The 20910-nt window shown below is 68.8% G+C and carries 23 protein-coding genes; 11 read left to right on the top strand and 12 right to left on the bottom strand.

The genetic code is table 11. From position 1 onward, the window contains the following. Positions 1 to 162: 162 nt before the first annotated feature. Positions 163 to 1059, bottom strand: a complete 897-nt coding sequence (locus NNJEOMEG_RS09255) for a carbon-nitrogen hydrolase (RefSeq protein ID WP_173083647.1) — start codon at positions 1057 to 1059, stop codon at positions 163 to 165. 53 nt (positions 1060 to 1112) lie between these two features. After that, positions 1113 to 1739, bottom strand: a complete 627-nt coding sequence (locus NNJEOMEG_RS09250; protein ID WP_173083645.1) for a LysE family translocator — start codon at positions 1737 to 1739, stop codon at positions 1113 to 1115. 86 nt (positions 1740 to 1825) lie between these two features. Here NNJEOMEG_RS09250 and NNJEOMEG_RS09245 point away from each other — a divergent pair, with 86 nt between their 5' ends. Continuing rightward, the gene (locus NNJEOMEG_RS09245) at positions 1826 to 3145 is read left to right on the top strand and encodes a mechanosensitive ion channel family protein (RefSeq protein WP_173083643.1); all 1320 of its coding nucleotides are present in this window, start codon (positions 1826 to 1828) and stop codon (positions 3143 to 3145) included. Positions 3146 to 3304: 159 nt separating this feature from the next. Here NNJEOMEG_RS09245 and NNJEOMEG_RS09240 read toward each other — a convergent pair whose 3' ends face one another. Together NNJEOMEG_RS09240 and NNJEOMEG_RS09235 are read right to left on the bottom strand one after the other, a co-directional pair. Further along, entirely contained in the window at positions 3305 to 3772 is a 468-nt protein-coding gene (locus NNJEOMEG_RS09240) for a protein tyrosine phosphatase family protein (protein WP_173083640.1), read from the bottom strand. A 97-nt stretch (positions 3773 to 3869) separates the two neighbouring features. Beyond that, entirely contained in the window at positions 3870 to 4361 is a 492-nt protein-coding gene (locus NNJEOMEG_RS09235) for a hypothetical protein (RefSeq protein ID WP_173083638.1), read from the bottom strand. Positions 4362 to 4381: 20 nt separating this feature from the next. Here NNJEOMEG_RS09235 and NNJEOMEG_RS09230 point away from each other — a divergent pair, with 20 nt between their 5' ends. After that, positions 4382 to 5416 (top strand): glucokinase, encoded by a 1035-nt coding sequence (locus NNJEOMEG_RS09230; protein WP_235956907.1) that lies wholly within the window; start codon positions 4382 to 4384, stop codon positions 5414 to 5416. Between the two features lie 6 nt (positions 5417 to 5422). Here the strand turns inward: NNJEOMEG_RS09230 and NNJEOMEG_RS09225 are convergent, their stop codons facing one another. Beyond that, complete coding sequence (locus NNJEOMEG_RS09225) at positions 5423 to 6571, bottom strand: pyridoxal phosphate-dependent aminotransferase (RefSeq protein WP_173083636.1); 1149 nt, start codon at positions 6569 to 6571, stop codon at positions 5423 to 5425. 200 nt (positions 6572 to 6771) lie between these two features. Here NNJEOMEG_RS09225 and NNJEOMEG_RS09220 point away from each other — a divergent pair, with 200 nt between their 5' ends. The 3 genes from NNJEOMEG_RS09220 to NNJEOMEG_RS09210 all read left to right on the top strand — a co-directional run bounded on the left by NNJEOMEG_RS09220 (position 6772) and on the right by NNJEOMEG_RS09210 (position 10787). After that, positions 6772 to 8190, top strand: a complete 1419-nt coding sequence (locus NNJEOMEG_RS09220) for a hypothetical protein (protein ID WP_173083634.1) — start codon at positions 6772 to 6774, stop codon at positions 8188 to 8190. A gap of 169 nt (positions 8191 to 8359) precedes the next feature. Next, entirely contained in the window at positions 8360 to 10168 is a 1809-nt protein-coding gene (locus tag NNJEOMEG_RS09215) for a hypothetical protein (protein ID WP_173083632.1), read from the top strand. Positions 10169 to 10214: 46 nt separating this feature from the next. Next, a complete protein-coding gene (locus NNJEOMEG_RS09210; RefSeq protein ID WP_173083630.1) occupies positions 10215 to 10787 on the top strand; it encodes a type I restriction endonuclease subunit R in 573 nt (190 codons plus the stop codon). A gap of 109 nt (positions 10788 to 10896) precedes the next feature. Here NNJEOMEG_RS09210 and NNJEOMEG_RS09205 read toward each other — a convergent pair whose 3' ends face one another. After that, positions 10897 to 11235 carry a P-II family nitrogen regulator gene (locus tag NNJEOMEG_RS09205; protein ID WP_173083628.1) on the bottom strand — a complete coding sequence of 113 codons (339 nt, stop codon included), beginning with the start codon at positions 11233 to 11235 and terminating at the stop codon, positions 10897 to 10899. 15 nt (positions 11236 to 11250) lie between these two features. Next, complete coding sequence (locus NNJEOMEG_RS09200; protein ID WP_173083626.1) at positions 11251 to 12471, bottom strand: ammonium transporter; 1221 nt, start codon at positions 12469 to 12471, stop codon at positions 11251 to 11253. Positions 12472 to 13338: 867 nt separating this feature from the next. Here NNJEOMEG_RS09200 and NNJEOMEG_RS09195 point away from each other — a divergent pair. Further along, entirely contained in the window at positions 13339 to 14118 is a 780-nt protein-coding gene (locus NNJEOMEG_RS09195; RefSeq protein ID WP_173083624.1) for a hypothetical protein, read from the top strand. A gap of 120 nt (positions 14119 to 14238) precedes the next feature. Next, the gene (locus tag NNJEOMEG_RS09190) at positions 14239 to 14739 is read left to right on the top strand and encodes a hypothetical protein (protein WP_173083622.1); all 501 of its coding nucleotides are present in this window, start codon (positions 14239 to 14241) and stop codon (positions 14737 to 14739) included. A 247-nt stretch (positions 14740 to 14986) separates the two neighbouring features. Here NNJEOMEG_RS09190 and NNJEOMEG_RS09185 read toward each other — a convergent pair whose 3' ends face one another. Continuing rightward, positions 14987 to 15286 (bottom strand): hypothetical protein, encoded by a 300-nt coding sequence (locus NNJEOMEG_RS09185; RefSeq protein ID WP_173083620.1) that lies wholly within the window; start codon positions 15284 to 15286, stop codon positions 14987 to 14989. A 310-nt stretch (positions 15287 to 15596) separates the two neighbouring features. Between NNJEOMEG_RS09185 and NNJEOMEG_RS09180 the strand changes: the two genes are divergently transcribed. Then, positions 15597 to 16286 (top strand): nitroreductase family protein, encoded by a 690-nt coding sequence (locus tag NNJEOMEG_RS09180; protein ID WP_173083618.1) that lies wholly within the window; start codon positions 15597 to 15599, stop codon positions 16284 to 16286. A gap of 210 nt (positions 16287 to 16496) precedes the next feature. Here the strand turns inward: NNJEOMEG_RS09180 and NNJEOMEG_RS09175 are convergent, their stop codons facing one another. Continuing rightward, positions 16497 to 16703, bottom strand: coding sequence for a ferredoxin (locus NNJEOMEG_RS09175; protein WP_173083616.1), 207 nt, complete (start codon positions 16701 to 16703; stop codon positions 16497 to 16499). A gap of 102 nt (positions 16704 to 16805) precedes the next feature. Here NNJEOMEG_RS09175 and NNJEOMEG_RS20335 point away from each other — a divergent pair, with 102 nt between their 5' ends. Continuing rightward, a complete protein-coding gene (locus NNJEOMEG_RS20335; protein WP_217270497.1) occupies positions 16806 to 17120 on the top strand; it encodes a zinc-ribbon domain-containing protein in 315 nt (104 codons plus the stop codon). A gap of 17 nt (positions 17121 to 17137) precedes the next feature. After that, on the top strand, positions 17138 to 17413 hold the full coding sequence (locus NNJEOMEG_RS09165) for a helix-turn-helix domain-containing protein (protein WP_217270499.1): 276 nt from the start codon (positions 17138 to 17140) through the stop codon (positions 17411 to 17413). Positions 17414 to 17416: 3 nt separating this feature from the next. Here the strand turns inward: NNJEOMEG_RS09165 and NNJEOMEG_RS09160 are convergent, their stop codons facing one another. The 3 genes from NNJEOMEG_RS09160 to NNJEOMEG_RS09150 form a co-directional block, all read right to left on the bottom strand. Next, the gene (locus tag NNJEOMEG_RS09160; protein WP_173083614.1) at positions 17417 to 18061 is read right to left on the bottom strand and encodes an HAD family hydrolase; all 645 of its coding nucleotides are present in this window, start codon (positions 18059 to 18061) and stop codon (positions 17417 to 17419) included. 9 nt (positions 18062 to 18070) lie between these two features. Beyond that, entirely contained in the window at positions 18071 to 19492 is a 1422-nt protein-coding gene (gene pyk / locus NNJEOMEG_RS09155; protein ID WP_173083611.1) for a pyruvate kinase, read from the bottom strand. 94 nt (positions 19493 to 19586) lie between these two features. Continuing rightward, on the bottom strand, positions 19587 to 20042 hold the full coding sequence (locus NNJEOMEG_RS09150) for a hypothetical protein (RefSeq protein WP_173083609.1): 456 nt from the start codon (positions 20040 to 20042) through the stop codon (positions 19587 to 19589). A 163-nt stretch (positions 20043 to 20205) separates the two neighbouring features. Between NNJEOMEG_RS09150 and NNJEOMEG_RS09145 the strand changes: the two genes are divergently transcribed. Further along, on the top strand, positions 20206 to 20898 hold the full coding sequence (locus NNJEOMEG_RS09145; protein WP_173083607.1) for a GntR family transcriptional regulator: 693 nt from the start codon (positions 20206 to 20208) through the stop codon (positions 20896 to 20898). The last annotated feature ends 12 nt before the right edge of the window (positions 20899 to 20910 follow it).

Here is a 20910-nt window from a genome sequence, read left to right as displayed (position 1 = left end):
CTTCGCCCTCTGCACTCCCTTGTCGCTTCGCGTCCTTCACCGACGCCGCCGGTGCAGCCCGCGAAGCCCACTAAAGTTTTTTTGGGGAAGGGGGTCCGGGGGAAACCCCTTTTTGTTCACAAAAAGGGGTTTCCCCCGGTTCTCTTCTCTCCCCTCTCACTCTTACTCTTCGTCGATATACCGGCGCACGATGTCGCCGTAGGCGTCGATCCTGCGGTCGCGCAGGAAGGGCCAGTGGGTGCGGGTGGTGTCCACCTTTTGGGGGTCGATCTCGGCCAGGATGATCTCTTCGAGCACGGTGGAGGCTTCCGCGATGATGGTTCCCATGGGGCCGCAGACGAAGCTCGATCCCCAGAATTCCAGGCCGTCGCCGCCGGAGGGGGGGATTTCGTGGCCCACGCGGTTGACGCTGGCCACGTAGCAGCCGTTGGCGATGGCGTGGGAGCGCTGGATGGTCATCCAGGCCTCGCGCTGTTCCGTGCCGTACTGGGCCTTCTCGGAGGGGTGCCAGCCGATGGCGGTGGGGTAGAAGAGGATGTCCGCGCCGCGCAGTGCGGTGAGGCGCGCGGCCTCGGGGTACCACTGGTCCCAGCAGATGAGTGTTCCGATGGGGCCCACGGGGGTGTCGAAGCGTTTGAAGCCCAGGTCGCCGGGGGTGAAGTAGAACTTCTCGTAGAAGAGCGGGTCGTCGGGGATGTGCATCTTGCGGTAGACGCCGAGGAGGTTCCCGTCGGGCCCGGCCACGGCCAGGGAGTTGTGGTAGAGCCCGGAGGCGCGCCGCTCGAAGAGCGGGATGACCACGGTGGCCTTGGCGTCCTTGGCGGCCAGGGCCAGGGCCTGCGTGGTGGGGCCTGGGATGGGCTCGGCCAGGGCGAAGTGGGCGTGGTCTTCGGTCTGGCAGAAGTAGGGCGTGGCGAAGAGTTCGGGCAGGCAGACCAGGGACGCGCCCTGTTTGCCGGCCTCGCGCACGAGGTCGGCGGCCTTCTCGACGGAGGCCCGGGTCGTTTCGGCCGGGGCCATCTGGACCAGGGCCAGGGTGTAGGGCTTGTGAGCGTGCATGGCGGTGTCCTTAGTTGGGTCTTGAGGCGTGCGGTGTAGCGTGGGGCGCGCGGCTAGGCAAGGCCGAGGCGCGCCAGGCCGTCCCAGGCCAGTCGGGCGGCCACCAGGACGAGCAGCGCGCCCAGCACGCGCATGGTCCACACGTAGCCCGGCCCCGAGAGGAATCGGGCGAAGCGCCCCGAGAGCCAGGCCACGGCCAGGTTGGCGCCCAGGAGCAGGGCGTAGAACGCGCCCAGGAAGGCCGCGCAGGCCGCGCCGGAGGCCTGCCAGGCCGAGAGGGTGGTGGGCGCGCCCACGGTGGCCCAGAAGAGGATCATCTTGGGGTTGAGGATGTTGGTGGCCACGCCCTTGCGCCAGGAGCGGGCCGTGCCGGGGTCCACGTCCAGGCTTGCGGGGCCGCTGCGCAGCGCGCCCAGGCCGAAGCGCAGCACCACCAGCGCGCCCGCCAGGGACATGACGCCCATCACCCACGGCTGGCCCGAGAGGGCGTCCAGGGCAAGGATGCAGGCCAGCATCACGGGCAGGTCCGAGAACAGGGGGGCCATGCCCACCTTGGCCCCCTCACGGGGACCGTGGGTGATGGTCTGCAGGCAGATGAGCGCCTGGAGCGGACCGGGCGTGAGTCCGGCGGCCAGGCCCAGCGCCGCGCCAGCGGCAAGGAAAGCGAGGATGTCGTGCATGGGCGGTTTCATCCCGGAACGGGAGGTGTTAAAGACAGCACCGGACGCCGCTTGTCAAGGGCGCACCCGACGTGAAGGGAGAGGGCATGGACCAGACCACCGTGAAACCGCTGGCGTTCGGCTGGCGTGGCGTCCAGGGCTGGCTGAACGAGCACGTGCTCCACGAGAGCGGCCTTGTCCAGGCCCTGGTCTGTCTGGCGGCCCTGGCGCTCGGGATTTTCGCGGCGCGGGCGTTGGGGCGCATCCTGTCCTCCAAGGTGCAGGGTCGCGAGCAGTTGCGCCTGTGGGTGTCGCAGCGGCTGCCGGGCTTTCTGGCCCCGCTGGCGATGCTTTTGGCGCTGCGGGTGGTGCTGTCGGTCTCGGAGGCCTGGGGCTGGCCCTCCGTGGTCACGGGGATCGGGCTCAAGGTGGCCGAGGCGTGGCTGGTGATCCAGTTCTTCGCGTCGCTTCTGCTGCCGCACGGCTGGACGCGCCTGGTGACGGTGCTGGTGGTGGGCCTCTACGCCCTGGAAGGCGCGGGCGCGCTGGACCCGTTGGTGAACTACCTGGACGGCATGGCGCTCAGCTTCGACAACGAGCGTCTCTCGCTGCTGGAAGTGGTGAAGGCCATGATCCTTCTGGCCATCATGCTGCCGCTCATCAACAAACTCTGCGCCTTCCTGGAAGCGGCCCTGGAGCGTATGGCGGACGTGAAGCCCCGGGTGCGGGTGCTTGTGTCCAAGCTCACCAAGATCGGGCTCTACTCGGTGTCCATCATCTCGGCGCTGGATCTGGTGGGCATCAACGTGCACATGCTCACGGTGTTCAGCGGCGCGGCGGGCCTGGGCATCGGCTTCGGCCTGCAGAAGGTGGTCTCCAACCTGGTGAGCGGGGTGATCCTGCTGCTGGACAACTCCATCAAGCCCGGCGACGTGATCGAGGTGGGCGGCGTCTACGGCTGGGTGGACTCCATGAACGCGCGCTACGCCTCCATGGTCACGCGCGACGGCAAGGCCTTCCTGATCCCCAACGACGAGCTCGTCGCCAACAAGGTGGTCAACTGGTCCTACACGGGGTCCAGCGTGCGGGTGCGCATCCCCGTGGGGGTGGCCTACGCCACGGACCTCAAGCTTGCCTCGGAGCTGATGCTCAAGGCCTGCGAGGGCCAGGACCGCGTGCTCACCAACCCCAAGCCCATGGTGCTCCTGCGGGAGTTCGGGGACAACGCCGTGCTTCTGGAGCTGCGCATGTGGGTGGACCACCCGGAGCGCGGCCTGGCCAAGGTGTCCAGCGCGGTGCAGCTGGGCATCTGGGAGGCGTTCAAGGCACGCGGCGTGGAGTTCCCCTTCCCCCAGCGCGACCTGCATATGCACTCTCCCCTGCGCGTGGTGGTGGACCGCCCTCTCCCGGGGGAAGACCCGGACTGAGCGGGCGTCGGCCGGCACCTCGCGACGGACGCTGCCGCACGGCCAAGCGGGGCGGCACGGACGGGGCGGCACGGACGGGGCGGGGCGCACGGACGCGGAGGGCGTATCCCGTTGTCCGGCGTTGCATGACGCCAGGGCGCTTTGGGGCTGGGTGCGCGGTCAGGGCAGGAAGGGATCGCGGCCCCGCGAGGCGAGCACTTCCCGCGCCAGGGCCGACCACGCGGCGTCCGGCTCCCAGACTTCCAGCACGTCCTCGCGGGCCTTTTCGGGGTCGCGGCCCTCGTGCAGCACGCGGTAGAGCGCGCAAAACAGCGAGGCGCGCCAGTTCTTGGCGCAATGCACCAGGACGTGCCCCGCGCGCCGTGGCGCGAGCCAGGCCTCGAAGGCCTGGAAGTCGCCGGACGTGGGGGCGTCCCAGGGGACGGGAATCCAGGAGAAATCGAGCCCTTCGGCCCGGCAGAGGGCCGCCTCGCCGGGCAGGTGGCCGGTGGAGGCCTCGGTGGCCAGGTTCACCACGGCCCGGAAGCCGCGCGCCGCCAGCAGGGGGAAGTGCCCGGGCAGCGGCTGGCCCGCGCAGGCCAGCCGGTCGTCCAGGCGCACGAAGTTCAGGATGTCCGGGTCGGTCATGGGCCGGTCCTTTCCCCGGGGCCGTCGGCCGGTCGGGAAGGCGCTCCGGGCGGGGCGTCCGGCGTTTTCATGGGGAGGCTTCCGAGCGGGCCGGGGCTCACTTGCTTAGGGCGGCCAGTTTGTCCAGGTCCAGCCTGTTGGCGGCCTCCAGCACCAGGGCGGCGTCGGCGGAGCCCGTCATGTGCAGCGACACCGCGAAGCGCGGAGCCACCATGAGCACCAGGTCCACTTCCTTGTCGTTTGTCCGGGTGAAGAGCGAGCCCCTGTAGCCTTTCACGCCAGCGGGCTTCACGCTCTCCTCGGTGGTTTCCATCTCCACCTGGCTCACGGCGGCGAAGGCCGCGGCCATGGCCGGGCCGCCGTCGTACACGGCGATCTCCAGGCGCAGGTCGCCCTTGGAGAACTCCACCGAGGCCTCGCTGGCCTCCAGGGGCTGCTTCACCGTGGAGCCCGAGGGCGTTCCGGCCGTCCAGCCCGGCAGCGTCACGGCCACGATGGGGAGGAGCGACTTGAAGTGCACGGGTTCGGCCAGGGCCGCCCCGGCCAGGAAAAGGCAGAGGGCGAGGGCGGCGGGGAGGGATCTGCGCATGGGGCCTCCGGTTTGGGTTCGTGCGGACCATCCCAGAAAGCGGCGGCGAATTCAACCGTGCCCTTGCCCCGCACCGGGATTCGCTCTACGAGACGACCATGCACGGGCAGACCAACACATTTCTTGTCGCGGATATCGGGGGCACCAACGCCCGCTTCGCCCTGTTCGATGCCTCCGGGGAGGCCCTGGCGCTCGCGGCGCAGGTGACGCTCCCCACGCGGGGGCAGGAGGGCTTCGCGTCCCTGGCGGGACAGGCCGTGGAGGCCCTGGACGCGCGCGGCGCGGCCTCGGCCGTGCTGGCCGCGGCGGGGCCCGTGGTGCGGGGTCGCTTCTGCCGCGCGCCCAACATCCCCTACCTGCTGGACCTGGACGCCCTGCCGGAGGGGCTTTTGCCCGCGCGCGCGCTCATGGTCAACGATTTCGCGGCCCAGGCCCACGGCTGCCGCATCCTGGGCGAGGAGCGCTCCCTTGGGGTCCTGCCCGGGCGCATGGACCCCGGGCTGACCCAGGCCGTGCTGGGGCCCGGCACCGGGCTGGGCAAGGCGGCGCTGGTCCCGGACGGACGGGGCGGCTACGTGGTGTGCGCCTCCGAGGGCGGGCATGCCCTGTTCCCCTGCGACGCGGACGAGGAATGGCGCTTCCGGGCCTTCGTGCTGGAGCGTCTGGGCGAGCCGCACCTGCGCCGCGAGGCAGTGGTGTCGGGGCCTGGCCTGGCGCTGCTCCACCAATTCCTGACCGGGGAGGCTCTCCCCGTGCACGAGGCCGCCGCCCGGATGACCCCGGAGAGCCCGGTGACTCGGTGGTTCGCGCGCTTCCTGGGCCGCGCCTGCCGCGACTACGTGCTGGAGACGGCGGCGCGCGGCGGGCTCTTCGTGTCTGGCGGCGTGGCGGCGCGCAACCCGCTTCTGCTGGAGCACCCGGCCTTCCGCGAGGAGTTCCTGGCGAGCCCCACCATGGCGGAGCTGCTGGCCGGAGTGGCGGTGCGCCTGGTCACGGATCAGGCCGTGGGCCTGTGGGGCGCTGCGGCCCTGGCGCGGGGGCTGGCAGCCGCCTGATTCCGCCTAGCCCCTCGCCTCCAGGTAGCGCCCCAGGCGGGAGAGCCCTTCCTCGATGTTCTCCACCGAGTTGGCGTAGGAGAAGCGCAGGTAGCCCTCGGCGCCGGGACCGAAGTCCACGCCCGGGGTCACGCCCACCAGGGCCTTCTCCAGGATGTCCCGGGCCAGGCGCAGGCTGTCGGGGTCGATGTGCCTCGCGTCCACCAGCACGTAGAACGCGCCCTTGGGCTCCACCCGGGCCTTGAGCCCGAGCCTCGCCAGTCCGTCGATGAGCACCCGCCTGCGCCGTCCGTACTCCTCCACCATGCGGGCCACCTCGACCCCGCAGTCGTTCAATGCCGAGATGCCCGCCCACTGCGCCACGCTGCCCGCGCTGATGAAGAAGTTCTGCTGCAGTCGCTGCATGGCCGGAATGTAGCGCCGGGCCGCGATCACCCAGCCCAGCCGCCAGCCCGTCATGGCCCAGAGCTTGGAGAAGCCGTTGAGGACGAAGCAGTCGTCCGTGAACTCCAGGGCCGAGCGGGCCTGTTCCCCGTCGTAGGTGAGGCCGTGGTAGATTTCGTCGGAGACCACCATGGCCCCCATGCGGCACATGGCCTCCAGGTGTCCGGCGGGGATGAGGGTCCCCGTGGGGTTGGAGGGGGAGTTGAGCACTACGGCGCGGGCCGGTGTCTGGGCCAGGGCCTGCTCCAGCGCCGCCGGGGTGAACTGGAAGCCGTCCTCGGGGCGGGTGGGCACGCGCCTGGGCCTGCCCCCGGCGTAGGTGATGAAGTTGGGGTAGCAGGCGTAGTGCGGGTCCGTGAGCAGGACCTCCTCGCCCTGGTGGACGAGCGCGGAGAACGTGAGGAGCATGGCCGGAGACGTGCCCGAGGTGACCACGATGCGCTCGGGGCTTACCTCCACGCCGTGGGCTCGCCGGTAGTGCCCGGCGATGGCCTCGCGCAGGGCGGGCAGGCCCAGGGAGTGGGTGTAGTGGGTCTTGCCGTCGCGGATGGCCTTGACGGCGGCCTCCTTGACCGGCTCGGGGGTGTCGAAGTCGGGCTCGCCGATCTGGAGGTGGATCACGTGCTTGCCCTGGCGCTCCAGGGCGCAGGCGCGCTCCAGGATGTCCATGACGATGAAGGAGGATATCTGATCGCAGGCTGGGTTCGGCATGGGATGCTCCTTGGGAATCGGGCACATACGCGCGGAGCAGGAAAGGGGTCAAGCGGGTCTGCCTGGAAAATGCTTGCGCTGATTTTCCGTGGTGTATATCGACTGCATGGAATGTGTATCGATATGGTTGGTTTTATCAAGAACAATTGGCAGGAAGTGGTGTAATGTAATCGATTAAACGATTGTAGGCGGGAGGGAATATGGCGAAATTCCAAAGGAATTGCGACGTGCGCCTGGTCTGTTGCGCGCTGGTCCTGTTGGCGAGCGCGTGGGGCTGCGCCCGTAAGAACCACGGCGCGGTGACCTATGTGGAGGACAAGGCCTGGAGCGCCAGGGCGACCGCCCTGAGCCCCGGGCGCAACGCCACGCTGGTCGCCGTCGGGACGACGGCGGAGCTGGAGGCCGGCGCGTTCGTGATCCCGGACAGGGACACGGTGGCCATCTTCCTGCGCAAGGCCTTCGTCTACGGATTCCCCGAAATGAGCCTGAACAAACGCTCCAAACGCGGGGAGATCGCGGTGGTGGCCCGCATCCTCGAACTCGGCTCCGGCGGCGACGTGGACTACACCGAGACCGCGCCTGAGTCCGGCCGTCTGGTCTACTACAGTGACGACGTGGCCCAGGGCCAGGTGCTCAACCTCAGGAACGTGCCCGTGCGCCTGCCAAGGCTCTACACGGGCAACCCCCTGCTGCTCCAGGCCTACGTCTTCGAGCTCGACGGCACGCCCCCCTGGCTCAAGCCCCTGCTGCACGGCGCGACCACCCTCGGGGCCGCCGCCGCGCCAGAGGCCGCCGTGGGCCTCAAGCTCCTGGACACCCTGGGGGCCGCGCTCATCAAGGACCGTCACGACGACGTGATCTTCAGCTTCACCATGGCCTTCATGCCCGTGGGCGTGGACGCCCGGCACGACATGCCCGTGCTCAAGGCCGGACGCTTCGCCCTGGTCCGCGACGAGCACCGCGACCCGCGAAGCATGCTCGACCGCAACCTGGGCTTCGACGCCCACGGAGACCTCTACCGCTGCCCTCCCGGATCCGGCGAATCCTGCGACGCGGTCACGACCCCCAAAAGCGCCAACTCCTTCCACGACGACACCTATCTGGTGTTCGACGTGGTGAAGGGTCTCAAGGCCGCCCCGGACGCCTTCCAGGAGACCACTTTCGGCCAATACCTCGACAAACTGCGCAAGACCTACGTCCAGCGATCCGCCTACTTCAGCAGCCTGATCGACTCCATGACCGGCCAGATCGATTCCGCGCGGCGCGTGGAACGGGCCAGGAACGAGATCAACTCCCTCACCGTCACGCCGCTGGATCAAGTCGCCGCTCGCACCGCCTGGACGGACGACCTCCTGGGCATCCTCTCCGGGCTGGCGGGTGAAGAAACCGCATGCAGGAAGGCCGCGGCGGAGGCAGCCAAGGCCGATCCCGCCAAGGCCGCGGCCAACCCAGCCCCCTGCCTGGCCACGGACGCCCTCGCGGAGCTGTCCCAGGCCTTGAACCGCCACCTCGCGGCCATGGGGAAGACGATCCGGGTGACGCCCGCGAGTTTCTCGTCCGAGACGCAGATGGCGACGCTGCGCAGCCAGCTCATCCCCACGGACCGGAAGACGCCATGACGACAGGCCCCGCCCCCGGCCCAAGGCCGGGGGCGGAACCCGAGCCGACCGCTCCGGCGGCATTGAGCGAACGATGGACCCCGCCCGGCCCGCAAGGCCCGGGCGAACGCCGTGAACCGGCCGCCATGCGCGGATACGGGCGGGTGGCCAAACCTCGGAGGTCGATTCCATGGGCAACGGCGGCGCGACAAACGCGGCAGGCGCAGGTGTTTTCGAACTGGGGCTTTGCATGGCCGGGGCCATCTCGGCCGGGGCGTATACGGCGGGGGTGGTGGATTTCCTGCTGGAGGCGCTCAACGAATGGCACGAGGTCAAAGCGGCCTACGTGACCAACCCCGACGAGCCGGACCCGGAGAAGTGGAACTGGCGGCCCGATGCGCCGGAGCAGGTGCTCATGCACTCGGTGCGCCTCAAGGCGCTCACGGGGGCCTCGGCGGGCGGGCTCACGGCCGCCGTGGTGGCGGCCTCCCTCATGGACCAGTTCGCCCCCGTGCGCCGGGCCTCTCCTGGAGACACAGCCCCCACCGGCAACATGCTCTATGACTGCTGGGTGCTCGGCCCCGACATCCTCTACTTCCTCGACACCAAGGACCTTTCCGGCGGCCTCGTGCGTTCCGCCCTGGACTGCACGTGGCTCACGGGGTTCATCCGCGACAACCTGACGCCCCGCAAGGGCGCGCGGCGCAGGCCCTACCTGGCCGACCCCCTGCACCTGTTCCTGGCCGTGTCCAACATGCGCGGCGTGCCCTACACGGTGAAATTCGCCGGAGGGAGGGTCGAAGGGCACGAAATGATGCTCCACGCCGACTACCTCCAGTTCGTCCTGGGCGAGAGCCGCCCCGACCCGGACTCCGCGCTGGGCGAAAACTGGCTGCGACTGGACCCCAAGGAACCCCGCGACTGGACCTGGGACGCCTTCCGCACCGCCGCCCAGGCGACCAGCGCCATCCCCCTGGTGCTGCGCTACCAGACCTACGCCCGCGAATACGCGGACTACACTGTCAGAAAGTGGGACATGGTCAGCAGCCAGCGCTACGATCCCGTGGGAAAGGTGAAGTACTTCGAAAAGAAGGAGGATCAACTCATCCCCCACTGGGACCGGCTGGGCTGGAACACGGCCCCCGGCTACAAGTACAAGACGCTCCTCGTGGACGGCGGGCTCATGAACAACGAGCCCTTCGAACTGGCGCGGCGTTGCGTGGCCGGGCCGGACAAGTTCAATCCCCGCGATCCCCGGGAGGTCCGGCGAGCCGTGCTGATGGTGGACCCCTTCCCCGTGGTGGGCGGCGACGCCAACGACGACATCGATGCCTACGAGAACAAGGAGATCCACTGGTTGGCGGGCAAGGTGATCACGGCGGTCAAGATGCAGGCCCGCTTCAAACCCGAGGAACTGCAGCTGGCCATGGACTGCGACGTCTACAGCCGCTTCCTCGTGGCCCCTTCGCGCGTAGGCCCCCACGCCGACGAGGCCCCCATCGCCTGCGGCAGCCTGGGCGGTTTCGGGGGCTTCCTGTCGCTCAAGTTCCGTCAGCACGACTTCATGCTGGGCAGGCGCAACTGCCAGCGCTTCCTGGAACAGCACTTCTGCATCCCCCTGGGAGAGGCCCGGGTAAACCCCCTCTTTGCCGCCAATCATAAGCATTTGGAAAACTTCGTGGTCCATCGAGAGGCGAAAGGCGGCGGTACGGAGGCCGTGATCCCCATCCTGCCGGTGCTCGGCCGCGCCCAGGAGAGGGCCGAGATGGATGGCTTCGCCTGGGAGACCCTGGCCTACGAGCGCGACAAAATGCCCGAACTTCTGGACAAGGCGCGCGCACGCCTCAAGGCCCTGGCCGAGTTGTACGTCTCCAGGGCGCCTATGCCGGGCATCGGGCGCTGGGCCGTGAAGTGGCTGTTGGAGAAGAAGGTGTACGACAAGGTGGTCGCCTACGGCGAAGAGGTCCTGAGGAAAAAGCTGGGCGACTGCGGCTTGTAGGTTCGGCCCGGCGGCGCTACCATGTCCGCTCCAAGGAGGGCGGCGCATGCACGAGGAATCGCTGGGCACGGTGATCCGTGACTACCTTACGGGCGAGGAACTGGAGGAAACCTCCTACGAGGAGTTCCGCCAGGCCCTCGCCCGTCTGCTGGTGGAGGAACGGGGCTACCCCCGGGGACGGCTGGAGGCCAAGATCGGGGTCTGCTTCCCCGTGGACGGGAAGGACTACACCCGCATGGTGGACCTCCTGGCCAGCGGGGCAGGGGGCGAGCCCCTGCTCTTGGTGATCTTCTGCTCGGGCGAGCCCGGCTCCTACCTGCGCGAGGCCCTGGCCGCCGCGCGCCTGCACGCGCCGCCCGCGCCCCTGGCCCTGGTCACGGACACTCGCAGCGCAGTGCTGGCCGCCGCGGCCTCGGGCGAGGTGCTGGGCTCGGGCATGGCCGCCGTGCCCCGCTACGACGACCTGGAGACCCTGGCCCGGGCGCACCCCGTCGCGGCCGTGGCCGAGGACCGCCTGGAGCGCGAGCGGCGCATCCTCTACGCCTATTCCGAGATGCTCTCCGGCGGCTGCTGCCAGGGGGCCTGCCGCCCCAAGGCCCGCCCCGGCGGCAGGGGCTGACCCCGGCGGAACGCAGGGCAGAGCCGCCCGCCGCGCGGGGCGGGGGCGCCAAAAAAAGGCCGGACGCCCAGGGGCATCCGGCCTTCGCATTCGGGGAGGGGGGGGCGCTCTAGACGGCGTCGGGTCCGGTCTCGCCGGTGCGGATGCGCACCACCTCGACCACGGGCATCACGAAGATTTTGCCGTCGCCAACCTGCCCGGTCTGTGCGGCCTTGCGGGCGGCCTCCACCACTTTCGCGGCCATGGCGTCGTCCACGATGGTCTCGATCTTGACCTTGGGCACGAAGTCCACCTGGTATTCCGCGCCCCGGTAGATTTCCTTGTGGCCGCGCTGGCGTCCGAAGCCCTTGACCTCGGAGGCGGTCATGCCCGTGACGCCGATCTCGGTGAGGGCCTGCTTCACGTCCTCGAGCTTGTGGGGGCGGGTGATGATCTCTATGCGCTTCATGCCCGTGTACCTCGCTTATTCGTTGTAGGCGGCTTCGTTGTGCTCGGCCACGTCCATGCCCAGGCCCTCGGCCTCGGGCTGCATGCGCAGGCCCAGGAAGGCGTCCACGGCCTTGAGCAGGGCGAAGCTCACCACGAAGGCATAGCCTCCCACGACCAGGATGCCAAGGCCCTGCACGCCAAGTTGCGCCGCATTGCCGAAAAAGAGGCCGTCGGCCCCGGCGGGGTTCACGGCCTTGCTGGCGAAGAGCCCGGCCATGAGCGTGCCGATCAGCCCGCCCAGGCCGTGGATGCCCACCACGTCCAGGGAGTCGTCGAAGCGCAGGCGCGCCTTGAGCACCACGGCGAAGTAGCAGCACAGCCCGGCGATGAGCCCGATGAGCACGGCGTGGTTGGGCCCCACGAACCCGGCCGCCGGGGTGATGGTGGCCAGGCCCGCCACCGCGCCCGAGGCCGCTCCCAGGGTGGTGGGCTTGCCCTGGTAGAGCCATTCCACGGCCACCCACATGGCCATGCCCGCCATGCCGCCCAGGTGGGTCGAGACGAAGGCCGTGCCCGCCAGGGCGTCGGCCGCCAGGGCCGAGCCGCCGTTGAAGCCGAACCAGCCGAACCAGAGCAGGCCCGTGCCAAGGAGCGTCATGGGCAGGTTGTGGGGGAAGAACTGCCTGCGCCCGTGGTCCTGGCGCGCGCCGATCACCATCACGGAGGCCAGGGCCGCCGCGCCGCAGGTGAGGTGCACCACCAGGCCGCCGGCGAAGTCCAGCACGCCCATCTCCTTGAGGAAGCCGCCCTGGCCCCACACCCAGTGGCACACCGGGTTGTACACCAGCACGGCCCAGGCCACGCTGAACACGGCGAAGGGCGCGAAGCGCACGCGCTCCGCGAAGGCCCCGGTGATCAGCGCCGGGGTGATCACCGCGAACATGCACTGGTAGATCATGAACACCGAGTGGGGGATGGTGGGGGCGTACTCCGAGGGGGCCGCGCCCACTCCCGCAAGGCCCGCCCAGGCGAGGCTGCCGGTCACGCCCGCCACGTCGGGGCCGAAGCTCATGGAATAGCCCAGGTAGACCCACTCGATGGAGATGAGCGAGATCATCATGAAGCTCTGCATGATGGTGCCCAGCACGTTCTTGCGCCGGACCATGCCGCCGTAGAAAAGGGCCAGCCCCGGCGTCATGAGGAGCACCAGGGCCGCGCTGACGAGGATGAACGCGGTGTCGCCCGCCTGGATCATGGAAACGCCTCCCGAGTCTGTCGGCAGGGCCGGAAGGGCCGCACGCGCGCCGGAAAACGCGCCCGATGCGCGGTCTCCGCCCTTCTTTTCCGCCTGGACGCCCGGAAAGTGCGCTCCAGAGGGGCCATGGTCCGTGGATTGCCGTGGAATCAGCGGTTTGCAGGATGACAAATTTGTTGCCGCAAGAATCCGCAGGCGCGTTCTTAACAATATTGTATGTAGCTCGCAAGGGGTCGCCCGGATGTTCTTTTCAAAAATGAACATTCGTGACGAAAATGAAGGGTTTCCACGGCGCAAAATGTCGAGCGGGGTGGCTGCCGGGCGTGTGGGTCGGGATGGTGATTCCCGACCAGAACGAGACAGTAGGCCGATTCGCTGGATATTGGGAATTTGCGGCGCTTCGAGCTGTGCGGGGCTCGGCCCCGCACCCCGCTGGACCCGCAGGGGGATTCGCGGCTTTGCGCGAATTCCCGCGCGACAGGCGGCGCAGGCGTTAAGGCCTTGCCAGCCGGGGGCATATTCCCGTCCGCCCTGCCGCCCCTATCCGCCATCCCCCCACCAGCTCTAATTGGAACCCTCATCCCGCCGTTTGTCCGCCCGTGGGTATGACCATGGTAGCGAAAACTATTTTGAGAAAGTTACCAGCATAGCGCAATGCGTGATGAAATTTGTTTTTGCTTGCATAGAATACCCCAAAACAAATAGGAGGTGTCTATGTCATTGTTCAAACCTTTTGGGAGTAGTCTTCTGGGTTCGACCCAGCCGGAGGGCTGGAATGAGCCCGGCGGGCTCCTGTCGCCGGGTAGATCGTTGTTGGGCGGAACGGATTTCACGGCCCTTGGCGGCGGGGCGAGGCTGGCCGCTCCAGTGACGCGGGCGGCAACGCCGCAGCCTGCCTGGTCCGACGGGCGAGCGGAGGCTCCTGACCAGGAGGACGACATCGCCCGGCCCCTGGAAGAGTTCCCCCACGGCAGGCCGCCGCTCACGCAGGATCAGACGGTGCGGGCCTACGCCCGCATGATGGGCGTGCATCCCTCGGAGGTCGATCCCGAGAAGATGCAACTCAAGCACGACATCCGCTTCGAGCCCGTCCAGCGCCGCGAGCGCGGGATGTACGGAGGCGACGCCGAGCCCGGCCCCTTCAACGAGCCCTACGACCCGAACTCCGACGCCGTTCGCGGCGGCAAGTGGAAACGCCTGGACCCGGACCTGGCCGGACGGATCCGGGAGCGCATCCAGGGCACGCGCTTCGAGGGGATGCCCCTGGACAGGCAGAAAATCCACGACTCGGAAAAGCCCTGGTACATGCCGGGGTCTGCACGGGGGATGGCCCTAGAGAACCACATCTACATCGATCCGAGCGGGTTCGAGGGGAATAAGTTCGATCCTCTTAGAAGGCAGGAGGACTTCGACGTCCTGCTTGAGGAGGTCATCCATTCGGGCCAGTACCAGTCCGGCATGACCCGCGCCGGGTACCTCTGGGACATCGCCCGCCGGGGCGGATACAAGCACAGCACGTATGAGCATGAAGCCTGGGACATTGCCTATCCTGGTTGGCCGGAGCGGATTGGATACAAAGAACCGGAAAAGTCCTCCGGCGAGGCGAGCGGCCTGCGGCCGTCGTCGGACGAGGGTTACAACAGGTAGTTTGGTCGATAGGAAGCCCGATGGCGGTGGATCACGCCGCCTTCGGGCGTTTCCGGGAAATGATGCGAGGACGGGTCTTTACTGGCGAAGACGTTCACCCTCTGCATGAGGAAGTGCGAAGTGGCAAACAATTGGTCGCAACTTATGGCGGTTTCAGCTGTTGTATGTATCGGTTTGTCGTCGTGTATTTTTTATCCCAATCCAAGCATGGATAAGAGATGCAAAGAATTTCAATCGTATTTAAATTTTGCTACGGCAAAATCTCAGCTTAGAGGTGAAAAGGCACCGATAGCCATCTATTACGAGGCGTATATGTGTGGTACGTTGTATGATCATCACGCGCCACCTTCCTTGGAATACTTTCTCTCGAAGCCGCAGGAAACCGTTGAGGTTCTCAAGTGGAAGATTCCTCAGGTGCGCGACGACAAGGAAATCCTAATCGTTTCCCGCGTCCTCTGGGACATTCATAAGTCCGGAGGGGTGAACGTGTCCTGCGACAAGGAGTTGCTGGACTCCTGGCATGCGGTGCTCGTCAGGATGAGGTCTTCCTGGCTGGCAGACAAGTCCTGGTCGTGCTACCAGGCCACGCTGGCCGCCCCCGGCCCGCCTTGCGGGCAGTGACGGATGCGGGCAGCCGCGCCCTACTGCGCTGTGTCCGGTGAAGCCCGCGAAACGGTGAAGGGAGTGCGGAGGGCGATAGCCCATTGCCCGGCGGAGGCATATTCCCCGACCGCCCCACCTCCCTCAATCGTGAAGCACCCGCCGGGTCCAACAGATGAAACGCCCGCCGACCGTCCTTGATGGGGACCGGCGGCGGGCGCGAAAAGCAACAGGCAGGCGTCGTCACCTGCCCGGGATTCGGGGCGGGCTAATGGAAACGCTCGCCCCGCACGACATCGGGTGCGGGGCGCAACTCTTCCGGGTCATGGTTGAGCACGGCGAGCATCTCATGGATCTTGTCCTCGTCCACCTGCTCGCACATGGAGAGGAACCGGTTGAGGTCGATGTCGGCGTAGACGAGGAACTCGTCCGCGCCCTCCTTGCGCAGCACGCCCACGCGGCGCGTCTCCTCGTCATAGGCGTAGCGGTCGCCGAGGATCTCTACGGCGTAGCCCTTGAGCATGGCTCTCAGCACCGTCAGGGCGTTGAATGTATGGTTGGTGAACATTGCGGCTTCCTTATAATGTAGACTGAAAAGGTCTTGATTGTTCTCATGAGGTAGGTCCGACCGGGCGCGCGTCAAGTCTCTGGTCCCGCTTGCCGGGGCGTTCGAGGACGGGAAAGGCGGCCTGGTCCCGAGCGCGCCCAGGCGCGGAAAGTCCGAAAACCCTTCGAGACGCGATGCGATTGCCCCTTGCCATCCACCACGCGTTGACGCAGGGAGGATCGATCGGCCCGGTCCGCTCCTGCCGGAAAGGCGGCGCGCCGGGCGTGCGCAACGTCAACGCGGGGCCGGGCGGCCCCTTGAGGAGTACGGCATGAAAAGACGCGGCTTCATCGCGGCGGCGGGAACCCTGGCCCTGGGCCTGGGGGCGGCTCCGGCCCTGGCCCAGCAGGGGGGCGCGGCCCTGCCCGCCCCGGCCCTGGCCCAGCAGGGGGGCGCGGCCCTGCCCGCCCCGGCCCTTCCCGGCGGCAAGACTCTGGAGGCGGCCCTGCGCGCCCGCCAGAGCGTGCGCGAATACGCGGACAAGGACATCGCCCCGGACATCCTGGCCGGGATTCTCTGGGCCGCCTGCGGCGTGAACCGCCCGGACTCGGGCAGGCGCACCGCGCCAAGCGCCCACAACCGCCAGGAGGTCTCGGTGTGGGCGGCCAAGGCCGACGGCCTCTTCCTGTACGACCCCAAGGCCAACGCCCTGGTCCGCAAGGCCGGCGGGGACCTGCGCGCTCTCACGGGCACGCAGTCCTTCGCGGCCAAGGCGCCGCTGAACCTTGTCTACGTGGCCGACGTGGAGAAGGCGGCGGGCAAAACGGACGAGGAGAAGCTGAACTACGCCTGGGCCGACACCGGCTTCGTGAGCCAGAACGTCTACCTCTACTGCGCGGCCATGGGCCTGGGCACGGTGGTGCGCGCCAGTGTGGACCGCGAGGCGCTGGCCAAGGCCATGGGCCTGGGCGCGACCCAGCGGGTGATCATGGCCCAGAGCGTGGGATGGCCCAAGGGGTAGACGGGCACGGCAAGGCGGCCGGGACGACGCCTCGCGCCCGGTCCGGCCGTTGCGGCCGTGGACGGGCAGGGTCCGACGCCTCGCCCCCGGTCCGGCCGTTGCGTGCCGTCCGAGCGGCCGTTGGCGGCCGTAGGCGGGCAGGTCCAGGAGTGACGGCCTTCCGCCAGGGCGAGGGTGGGGCGGGGAGGGCGGCCCTTCGGCCGCGCGGGGTCACTCCTCGTCGGTGGTGATGCAGTCGTTGGGGCAGTAGGCGATGGCCTGGCGGACTTCGTTCTCCGGGCCTTCGTCGGCCTTGAGGAAGGGGCGCTCCACGCTCTGGTCCATGCCGAAGAGGTCCGGCGCGACCTCGGCGCAGGCCCCGCAGCCGTGGCAGGGCACGAGGTCCAGGTAGACTGGGATCAGGGGCTTGTCGCTCATGGGGGCTCGCTTTGCGGTTGCCCGCCCATCGGGCGGGGGCTATGACGGGCTGACCGGCGAGGAGTAAGACCCGTCGCAACCCCTGTCAACGCGCGGCCATCCATGATCTGCAACAAATGCGGCCGGGAAAACCCCGACGAGGCCCTCGCCTGCCAGGCGTGCGGGCACAAGCTCCAGTCCGGCCGCGCCCCCGGCGGGCCGGGCGCGCGTGGCCTGGAGCCGCTTCCCCTGCTCACCGGACGAGACCCCCTGGACGCGCGCCGCGCCGCCCGCCTGCGCGAGGCCTGGGCCGTGGCCCTGGCCGTGGCCCTGGGCTGGCTGGGCTTCTCCCTGGCGGAGATGGTCTGGCCGGTCTTGGCCCTGGGCGCGCTGGCCGCCGCCTGGGCCCTGCTGCGCGGCATCGGCTGGAGGGATTGAATGCGGGGAGTGCACCAGTGAACGCTTTGGACGCCCCCTCAACCGTCAGGCCCGACGAGGCAGTCCTGATCCTTCACGAGGTGGTTGGGCTGCACGCTGTGCAGGGTCTGAGTCTGGTCCGCGCCTGGCGCGAACACCTGGGCCTGACCCAGGAGGAAGTGGCCCGGCGCATGGATGTCTCCCGCCCTGCCTATGCCCAGATGGAAGCTCCCGGCGTGCGGCCCCGAGTGGCCACTCTCTGGAAGATTGCCAAGGCGCTGGGCGTGGAGTGGGAGCAGCTGCGCGAAGAGTAGGCGTCAAAAGAAACGCAGTAACTCCTCCGGCCTGTCGATGAAGAGCCTGCCGCCCTCGGCCTCCAGGGTGTGCCGCTCGCGGAACCCCCAGGTGGCCCCCACGGGGGTCATGCCCGCGTTCAGGGCGCAGCGCACGTCCATGGGCGAGTCGCCCAGGAAGAGGCAGTCCGCCGGGGCCACCCCCAGCGCCGAGGCCACGTGGAGCGCCCCGGCCGGGTCGGGCTTGCGCGGGAAGCGCTCCGTCTCGCCCAGCACCGCGCCCCAGGTCCAGGCCCCGAAGTAGTCGCACACGGTGGTCTGGCAGAAGGGGTCGGGCTTGTTGGAGACCACGGCCATGGGCACGCCCCGGGCCGTCAGCGCGTCCAGGAGCTCCGGGATGCCTGGGTAGGGCCGGGTCTTGCCCGCCAGACGCGCTTCGTACTCCCCGCGCATGACGGACAGGGCGCGGCCGAACTCCTCGTCGCCCGCGCCCGGGGGCAGGGCGCGGCGCACGAGCATGGCCACGCCGTCGCCCACGAACTGCTTGTAGCGCTCCACGGGGTGCGTGGGGTGGCCCAGTGCGGCCAGGGTGGCGTTGCCTGCGTCGGCCAGATCCTCCAGGGTGTCCAGGAGGGTCCCGTCCAGGTCGAAGAGCACGGCGCGGGGCATGGGTCCTCTCTATTTGTGGTAGAGCTTGATCTGGTTGGTGAAACGCGTGGTCTGGCCCGGGGTGGGCTGACCGGCGGTGATCACCACGGAGTCGCCGGGGGCGAAGTCGGGCGATTCGGCCACGAAGCGCTCGGCGCGTTTCATGTGGGTCTCGTCGGTCTTGTCCACCAGGCGCGGCTGCACGCCCCAGACGAAGTTCATGTGGTGGATCACGCGCGGGTCCAGGGTGAGGGCGTAGATGGGCAGCTCGGGGCGGCGCGAGGAGATCAGCCGGGCGGTGGTTCCCGCCAGGGAGTGGCTCACCAGGGCCTTGGACTCGGCGTTGTCGGCCAGGATGCAGGCGGAGTAGGCTAGGTACTTGGCCGGGTTCTTCTCCTTCTTGGGGGCGTAGGGCCCCTGGATGCGCTCCAGGTAGTACTTCACCGCGTTGTCGGAGATTTCGCGCATGTAGGCCACGGCTTCAACGGGGAAGTCGCCCACGGCGGTCTCCTCGGAGAGCATCACGCAGTCGGCCCCGTCCAGGATGGCGTTGGCCACGTCGGTGGACTCGGCCCGGGTGGGGATGGGGTTCTTCACCATGGAGAGCAGCATCTGCGTGGCCACGATGGCGGGCTTCTGGGCGTGGCGGCAGGCGCGGATGATGCGCTTCTGGATGATGGGCAGCTCGGAGATGGGGCACTCGGTGCCCAGGTCGCCCCGGGCCACCATCACCACGTCGGTGACGGCCAGGATCTCCTCCAGGTTGTCCACGGCGTTCTGGCGCTCTAGCTTGGCCACCACGGGAACCCAGGTGTCGTGGCGCTTGATCTCGTCCTTGATGTGGCGGATGTCGCCCGCGTTCTGCACGAAGGAGATGGCCACGGCGTCCAGGCCGATGTCCAGGCCCTCGTGGAGGTCCTTGATGTCCTTCGCGGTGAGGGCGGGCAGGGCGTGGTGCTTGCCGGGGAAGGCGATGCCCTTGCGCGAGGAGAGCACCCCGGCGTTGTGGGCGACCATCTCGTAGAGCCGGTCCTGCTTGAGGGTGCGGGTCACGTCGAACTGGAGCATGCCGTCGGAGAGGTTCACGGGCATGCCGGGCTGGAGCCCGGCCAGGAGCCCGGGCACGTCCAGGGGCACGAAGGCGCGTTCGTCTTCGCCGGGGTCCTCCTCGGGCAGGCCCAGGAGCAGCGTCTCGCCCTTGCCCACCTGGCGCGGGGCGTTCTTGATCTCGCCGATGCGGGTCTTGGGGCCGCAGAGGTCGCCCAGCGCGGTGAGGGGCTTGCCCAGCTCGGACTCCACGTCGCGGATGATGCGCACGACGGGCTCGAAGTCCGCGGCCACGGAGTGGGAGAAGTTGAGCCGGAAGATGCGCGCCCCGGCCAGGGCCAGGGCCTTGATGCGCTCGCGGGAGAGGGAGGCCGGTCCCAGGGTGGCGATGATCTTGGTGGTCATGGCTGTGCTCCGGTAAGGGTTCAAGGGTGGCTATACCGGAAGCCCTGGCGCTTGTGTACCGAAAAGAGCGCGCGCCGCCCCAGACGGTTTCGCCTCAGCGCAGCACGGAGTGACGCCCGGCCCCGCGCCCGGCGGCGCCCGGAGGGGCCACGCTCCAGGCGCAGGCCGGTCCGGCCAGGCCGGGGGAGGGCTGGCGCGCCGCGCCGGGGCGCAGCCAGGGGGCCTCGGGCGGAGCGGTCCCTTCGTCCTCGATGAGCCTCGACCAGCCCCCGGGCAGAAGGCTCGCCTCGCCGGAATCGAGCACCAGCAGCGCCAGGTCGGCCTCGCGCGGGGTGCTGCCGGTGAACCAGTAGGCTGGAGCGCCCTCGCGCAGGGTCACGCGGACCTTGCGCACGCAAAAGCCCGGCAAGGCCCGGCGCATGGCCAGGCGCACCCGGACGGGCACGTCGCTCAGGCGCAGGCAGTGGGCGTCGGTGGCCAGCGACTGGCGGGCCGAGAGCGAGAGCATGAAGAAGCCGAGGATCAGGCAGAGGTAGAGGGAAGGGTCCATGAGCGTCTCCGGGGGCGTCGGGTCCGGTGCGGCCGGCCACGTGGAGAAGGTGCGCCTCGGTAGGGCGCTTGTCAATGCAAAGTTGCATTCTTATGTGTATACAATCTGGACACGGGCCAGCGTCCGGTGTATGCTCCCGGCTCGAACCTAGGAGGAAGAGCCCATGAAACGCCCGGGACAGACCAGCGAAGGCGTGGCCGCCGAGATCAGGCGGCGCATACTCCAATGGGACTACCCGCCCGAACACCCCCTGGGCGAGGAGGCCCTCGCCGCCGGATTCGGCGTGAGCCGAAGCCCCGTGCGCGAGGCCCTGCGCATGCTGGAGGCCGACGGCTACGTGCGTCGCGTGCCCAACCGTGGCTACTTCGTGCGCCAGGTGCGCCCCTCCGAGGTGGCCGACCTCTACGAGGTGCGCCTGGCCCTGGAGATTTTCGCCCTGGAGAAGCTGGCCCGCATGCCCGCGCTTCACGCCGAGGTGGAGCGCCTGGGGCGGGTTTGGGACGGTCCGCCCCCTAAGGACGGGGACGCCCAGGCAATCGCCCGGCGCGACGAGGCCTTCCACGAGTCGCTGGCGGCGCTGGCGGGCAACGAGAAGCTCCTGGAGGCCCTGCGCCGCGTGGACGAGCGGCTCTTCGTGTTCCGGGTCATGGGTTTCGAGCGGGCCATGGAGCAGGACACCCTGGACGCCAGCTACGCCATCCACCGCGACCTGGTGCGGGCCATCCTCTCGGGGGACGCGGCCGCCATCCGCGCCCAGCTGGAGCGCAACATCCGCCACGGACGCGCCAACGTGGAGCAGGCCATGGGCCGCGCCCTCACCCGGGCCTACGGCGCGCGAGGGGCCGCCCATCCCTGAAACCCGGGGCGG

This window comes from Fundidesulfovibrio magnetotacticus (assembly GCF_013019105.1).
In the GTDB taxonomy this organism is placed as follows: Bacteria; Desulfobacterota; Desulfovibrionia; order Desulfovibrionales; family Desulfovibrionaceae; genus Fundidesulfovibrio; species Fundidesulfovibrio magnetotacticus.
This window is presented reverse-complemented; position numbering and strand designations above follow the sequence as displayed.

What these genes read in the sequence shown, in the direction of transcription:
- NNJEOMEG_RS09255 (WP_173083647.1), bottom strand. Translation starts at nt 1,059, where the DNA reads ATGCACGCTCACAAGCCCTACACCCTGGCCCTGGTCCAGATGGCCCCG.
- NNJEOMEG_RS09250 (WP_173083645.1), bottom strand. Translation starts at nt 1,739, where the DNA reads ATGCACGACATCCTCGCTTTCCTTGCCGCTGGCGCGGCGCTGGGCCTG.
- NNJEOMEG_RS09245 (WP_173083643.1), top strand. Translation starts at nt 1,826, where the DNA reads ATGGACCAGACCACCGTGAAACCGCTGGCGTTCGGCTGGCGTGGCGTC.
- NNJEOMEG_RS09240 (WP_173083640.1), bottom strand. Translation starts at nt 3,772, where the DNA reads ATGACCGACCCGGACATCCTGAACTTCGTGCGCCTGGACGACCGGCTG.
- NNJEOMEG_RS09235 (WP_173083638.1), bottom strand. Translation starts at nt 4,361, where the DNA reads ATGCGCAGATCCCTCCCCGCCGCCCTCGCCCTCTGCCTTTTCCTGGCC.
- NNJEOMEG_RS09225 (WP_173083636.1), bottom strand. Translation starts at nt 6,571, where the DNA reads ATGCCGAACCCAGCCTGCGATCAGATATCCTCCTTCATCGTCATGGAC.
- NNJEOMEG_RS09220 (WP_173083634.1), top strand. Translation starts at nt 6,772, where the DNA reads ATGGCGAAATTCCAAAGGAATTGCGACGTGCGCCTGGTCTGTTGCGCG.
- NNJEOMEG_RS09215 (WP_173083632.1), top strand. Translation starts at nt 8,360, where the DNA reads ATGGGCAACGGCGGCGCGACAAACGCGGCAGGCGCAGGTGTTTTCGAA.
- NNJEOMEG_RS09210 (WP_173083630.1), top strand. Translation starts at nt 10,215, where the DNA reads ATGCACGAGGAATCGCTGGGCACGGTGATCCGTGACTACCTTACGGGC.
- NNJEOMEG_RS09205 (WP_173083628.1), bottom strand. Translation starts at nt 11,235, where the DNA reads ATGAAGCGCATAGAGATCATCACCCGCCCCCACAAGCTCGAGGACGTG.
- NNJEOMEG_RS09200 (WP_173083626.1), bottom strand. Translation starts at nt 12,471, where the DNA reads ATGATCCAGGCGGGCGACACCGCGTTCATCCTCGTCAGCGCGGCCCTG.
- NNJEOMEG_RS09185 (WP_173083620.1), bottom strand. Translation starts at nt 15,286, where the DNA reads ATGTTCACCAACCATACATTCAACGCCCTGACGGTGCTGAGAGCCATG.
- NNJEOMEG_RS09180 (WP_173083618.1), top strand. Translation starts at nt 15,597, where the DNA reads ATGAAAAGACGCGGCTTCATCGCGGCGGCGGGAACCCTGGCCCTGGGC.
- NNJEOMEG_RS09175 (WP_173083616.1), bottom strand. Translation starts at nt 16,703, where the DNA reads ATGAGCGACAAGCCCCTGATCCCAGTCTACCTGGACCTCGTGCCCTGC.
- NNJEOMEG_RS20335 (WP_217270497.1), top strand. Translation starts at nt 16,806, where the DNA reads ATGATCTGCAACAAATGCGGCCGGGAAAACCCCGACGAGGCCCTCGCC.
- NNJEOMEG_RS09160 (WP_173083614.1), bottom strand. Translation starts at nt 18,061, where the DNA reads ATGCCCCGCGCCGTGCTCTTCGACCTGGACGGGACCCTCCTGGACACC.
- pyk (WP_173083611.1), bottom strand. Translation starts at nt 19,492, where the DNA reads ATGACCACCAAGATCATCGCCACCCTGGGACCGGCCTCCCTCTCCCGC.
- NNJEOMEG_RS09150 (WP_173083609.1), bottom strand. Translation starts at nt 20,042, where the DNA reads ATGGACCCTTCCCTCTACCTCTGCCTGATCCTCGGCTTCTTCATGCTC.
- NNJEOMEG_RS09145 (WP_173083607.1), top strand. Translation starts at nt 20,206, where the DNA reads ATGAAACGCCCGGGACAGACCAGCGAAGGCGTGGCCGCCGAGATCAGG.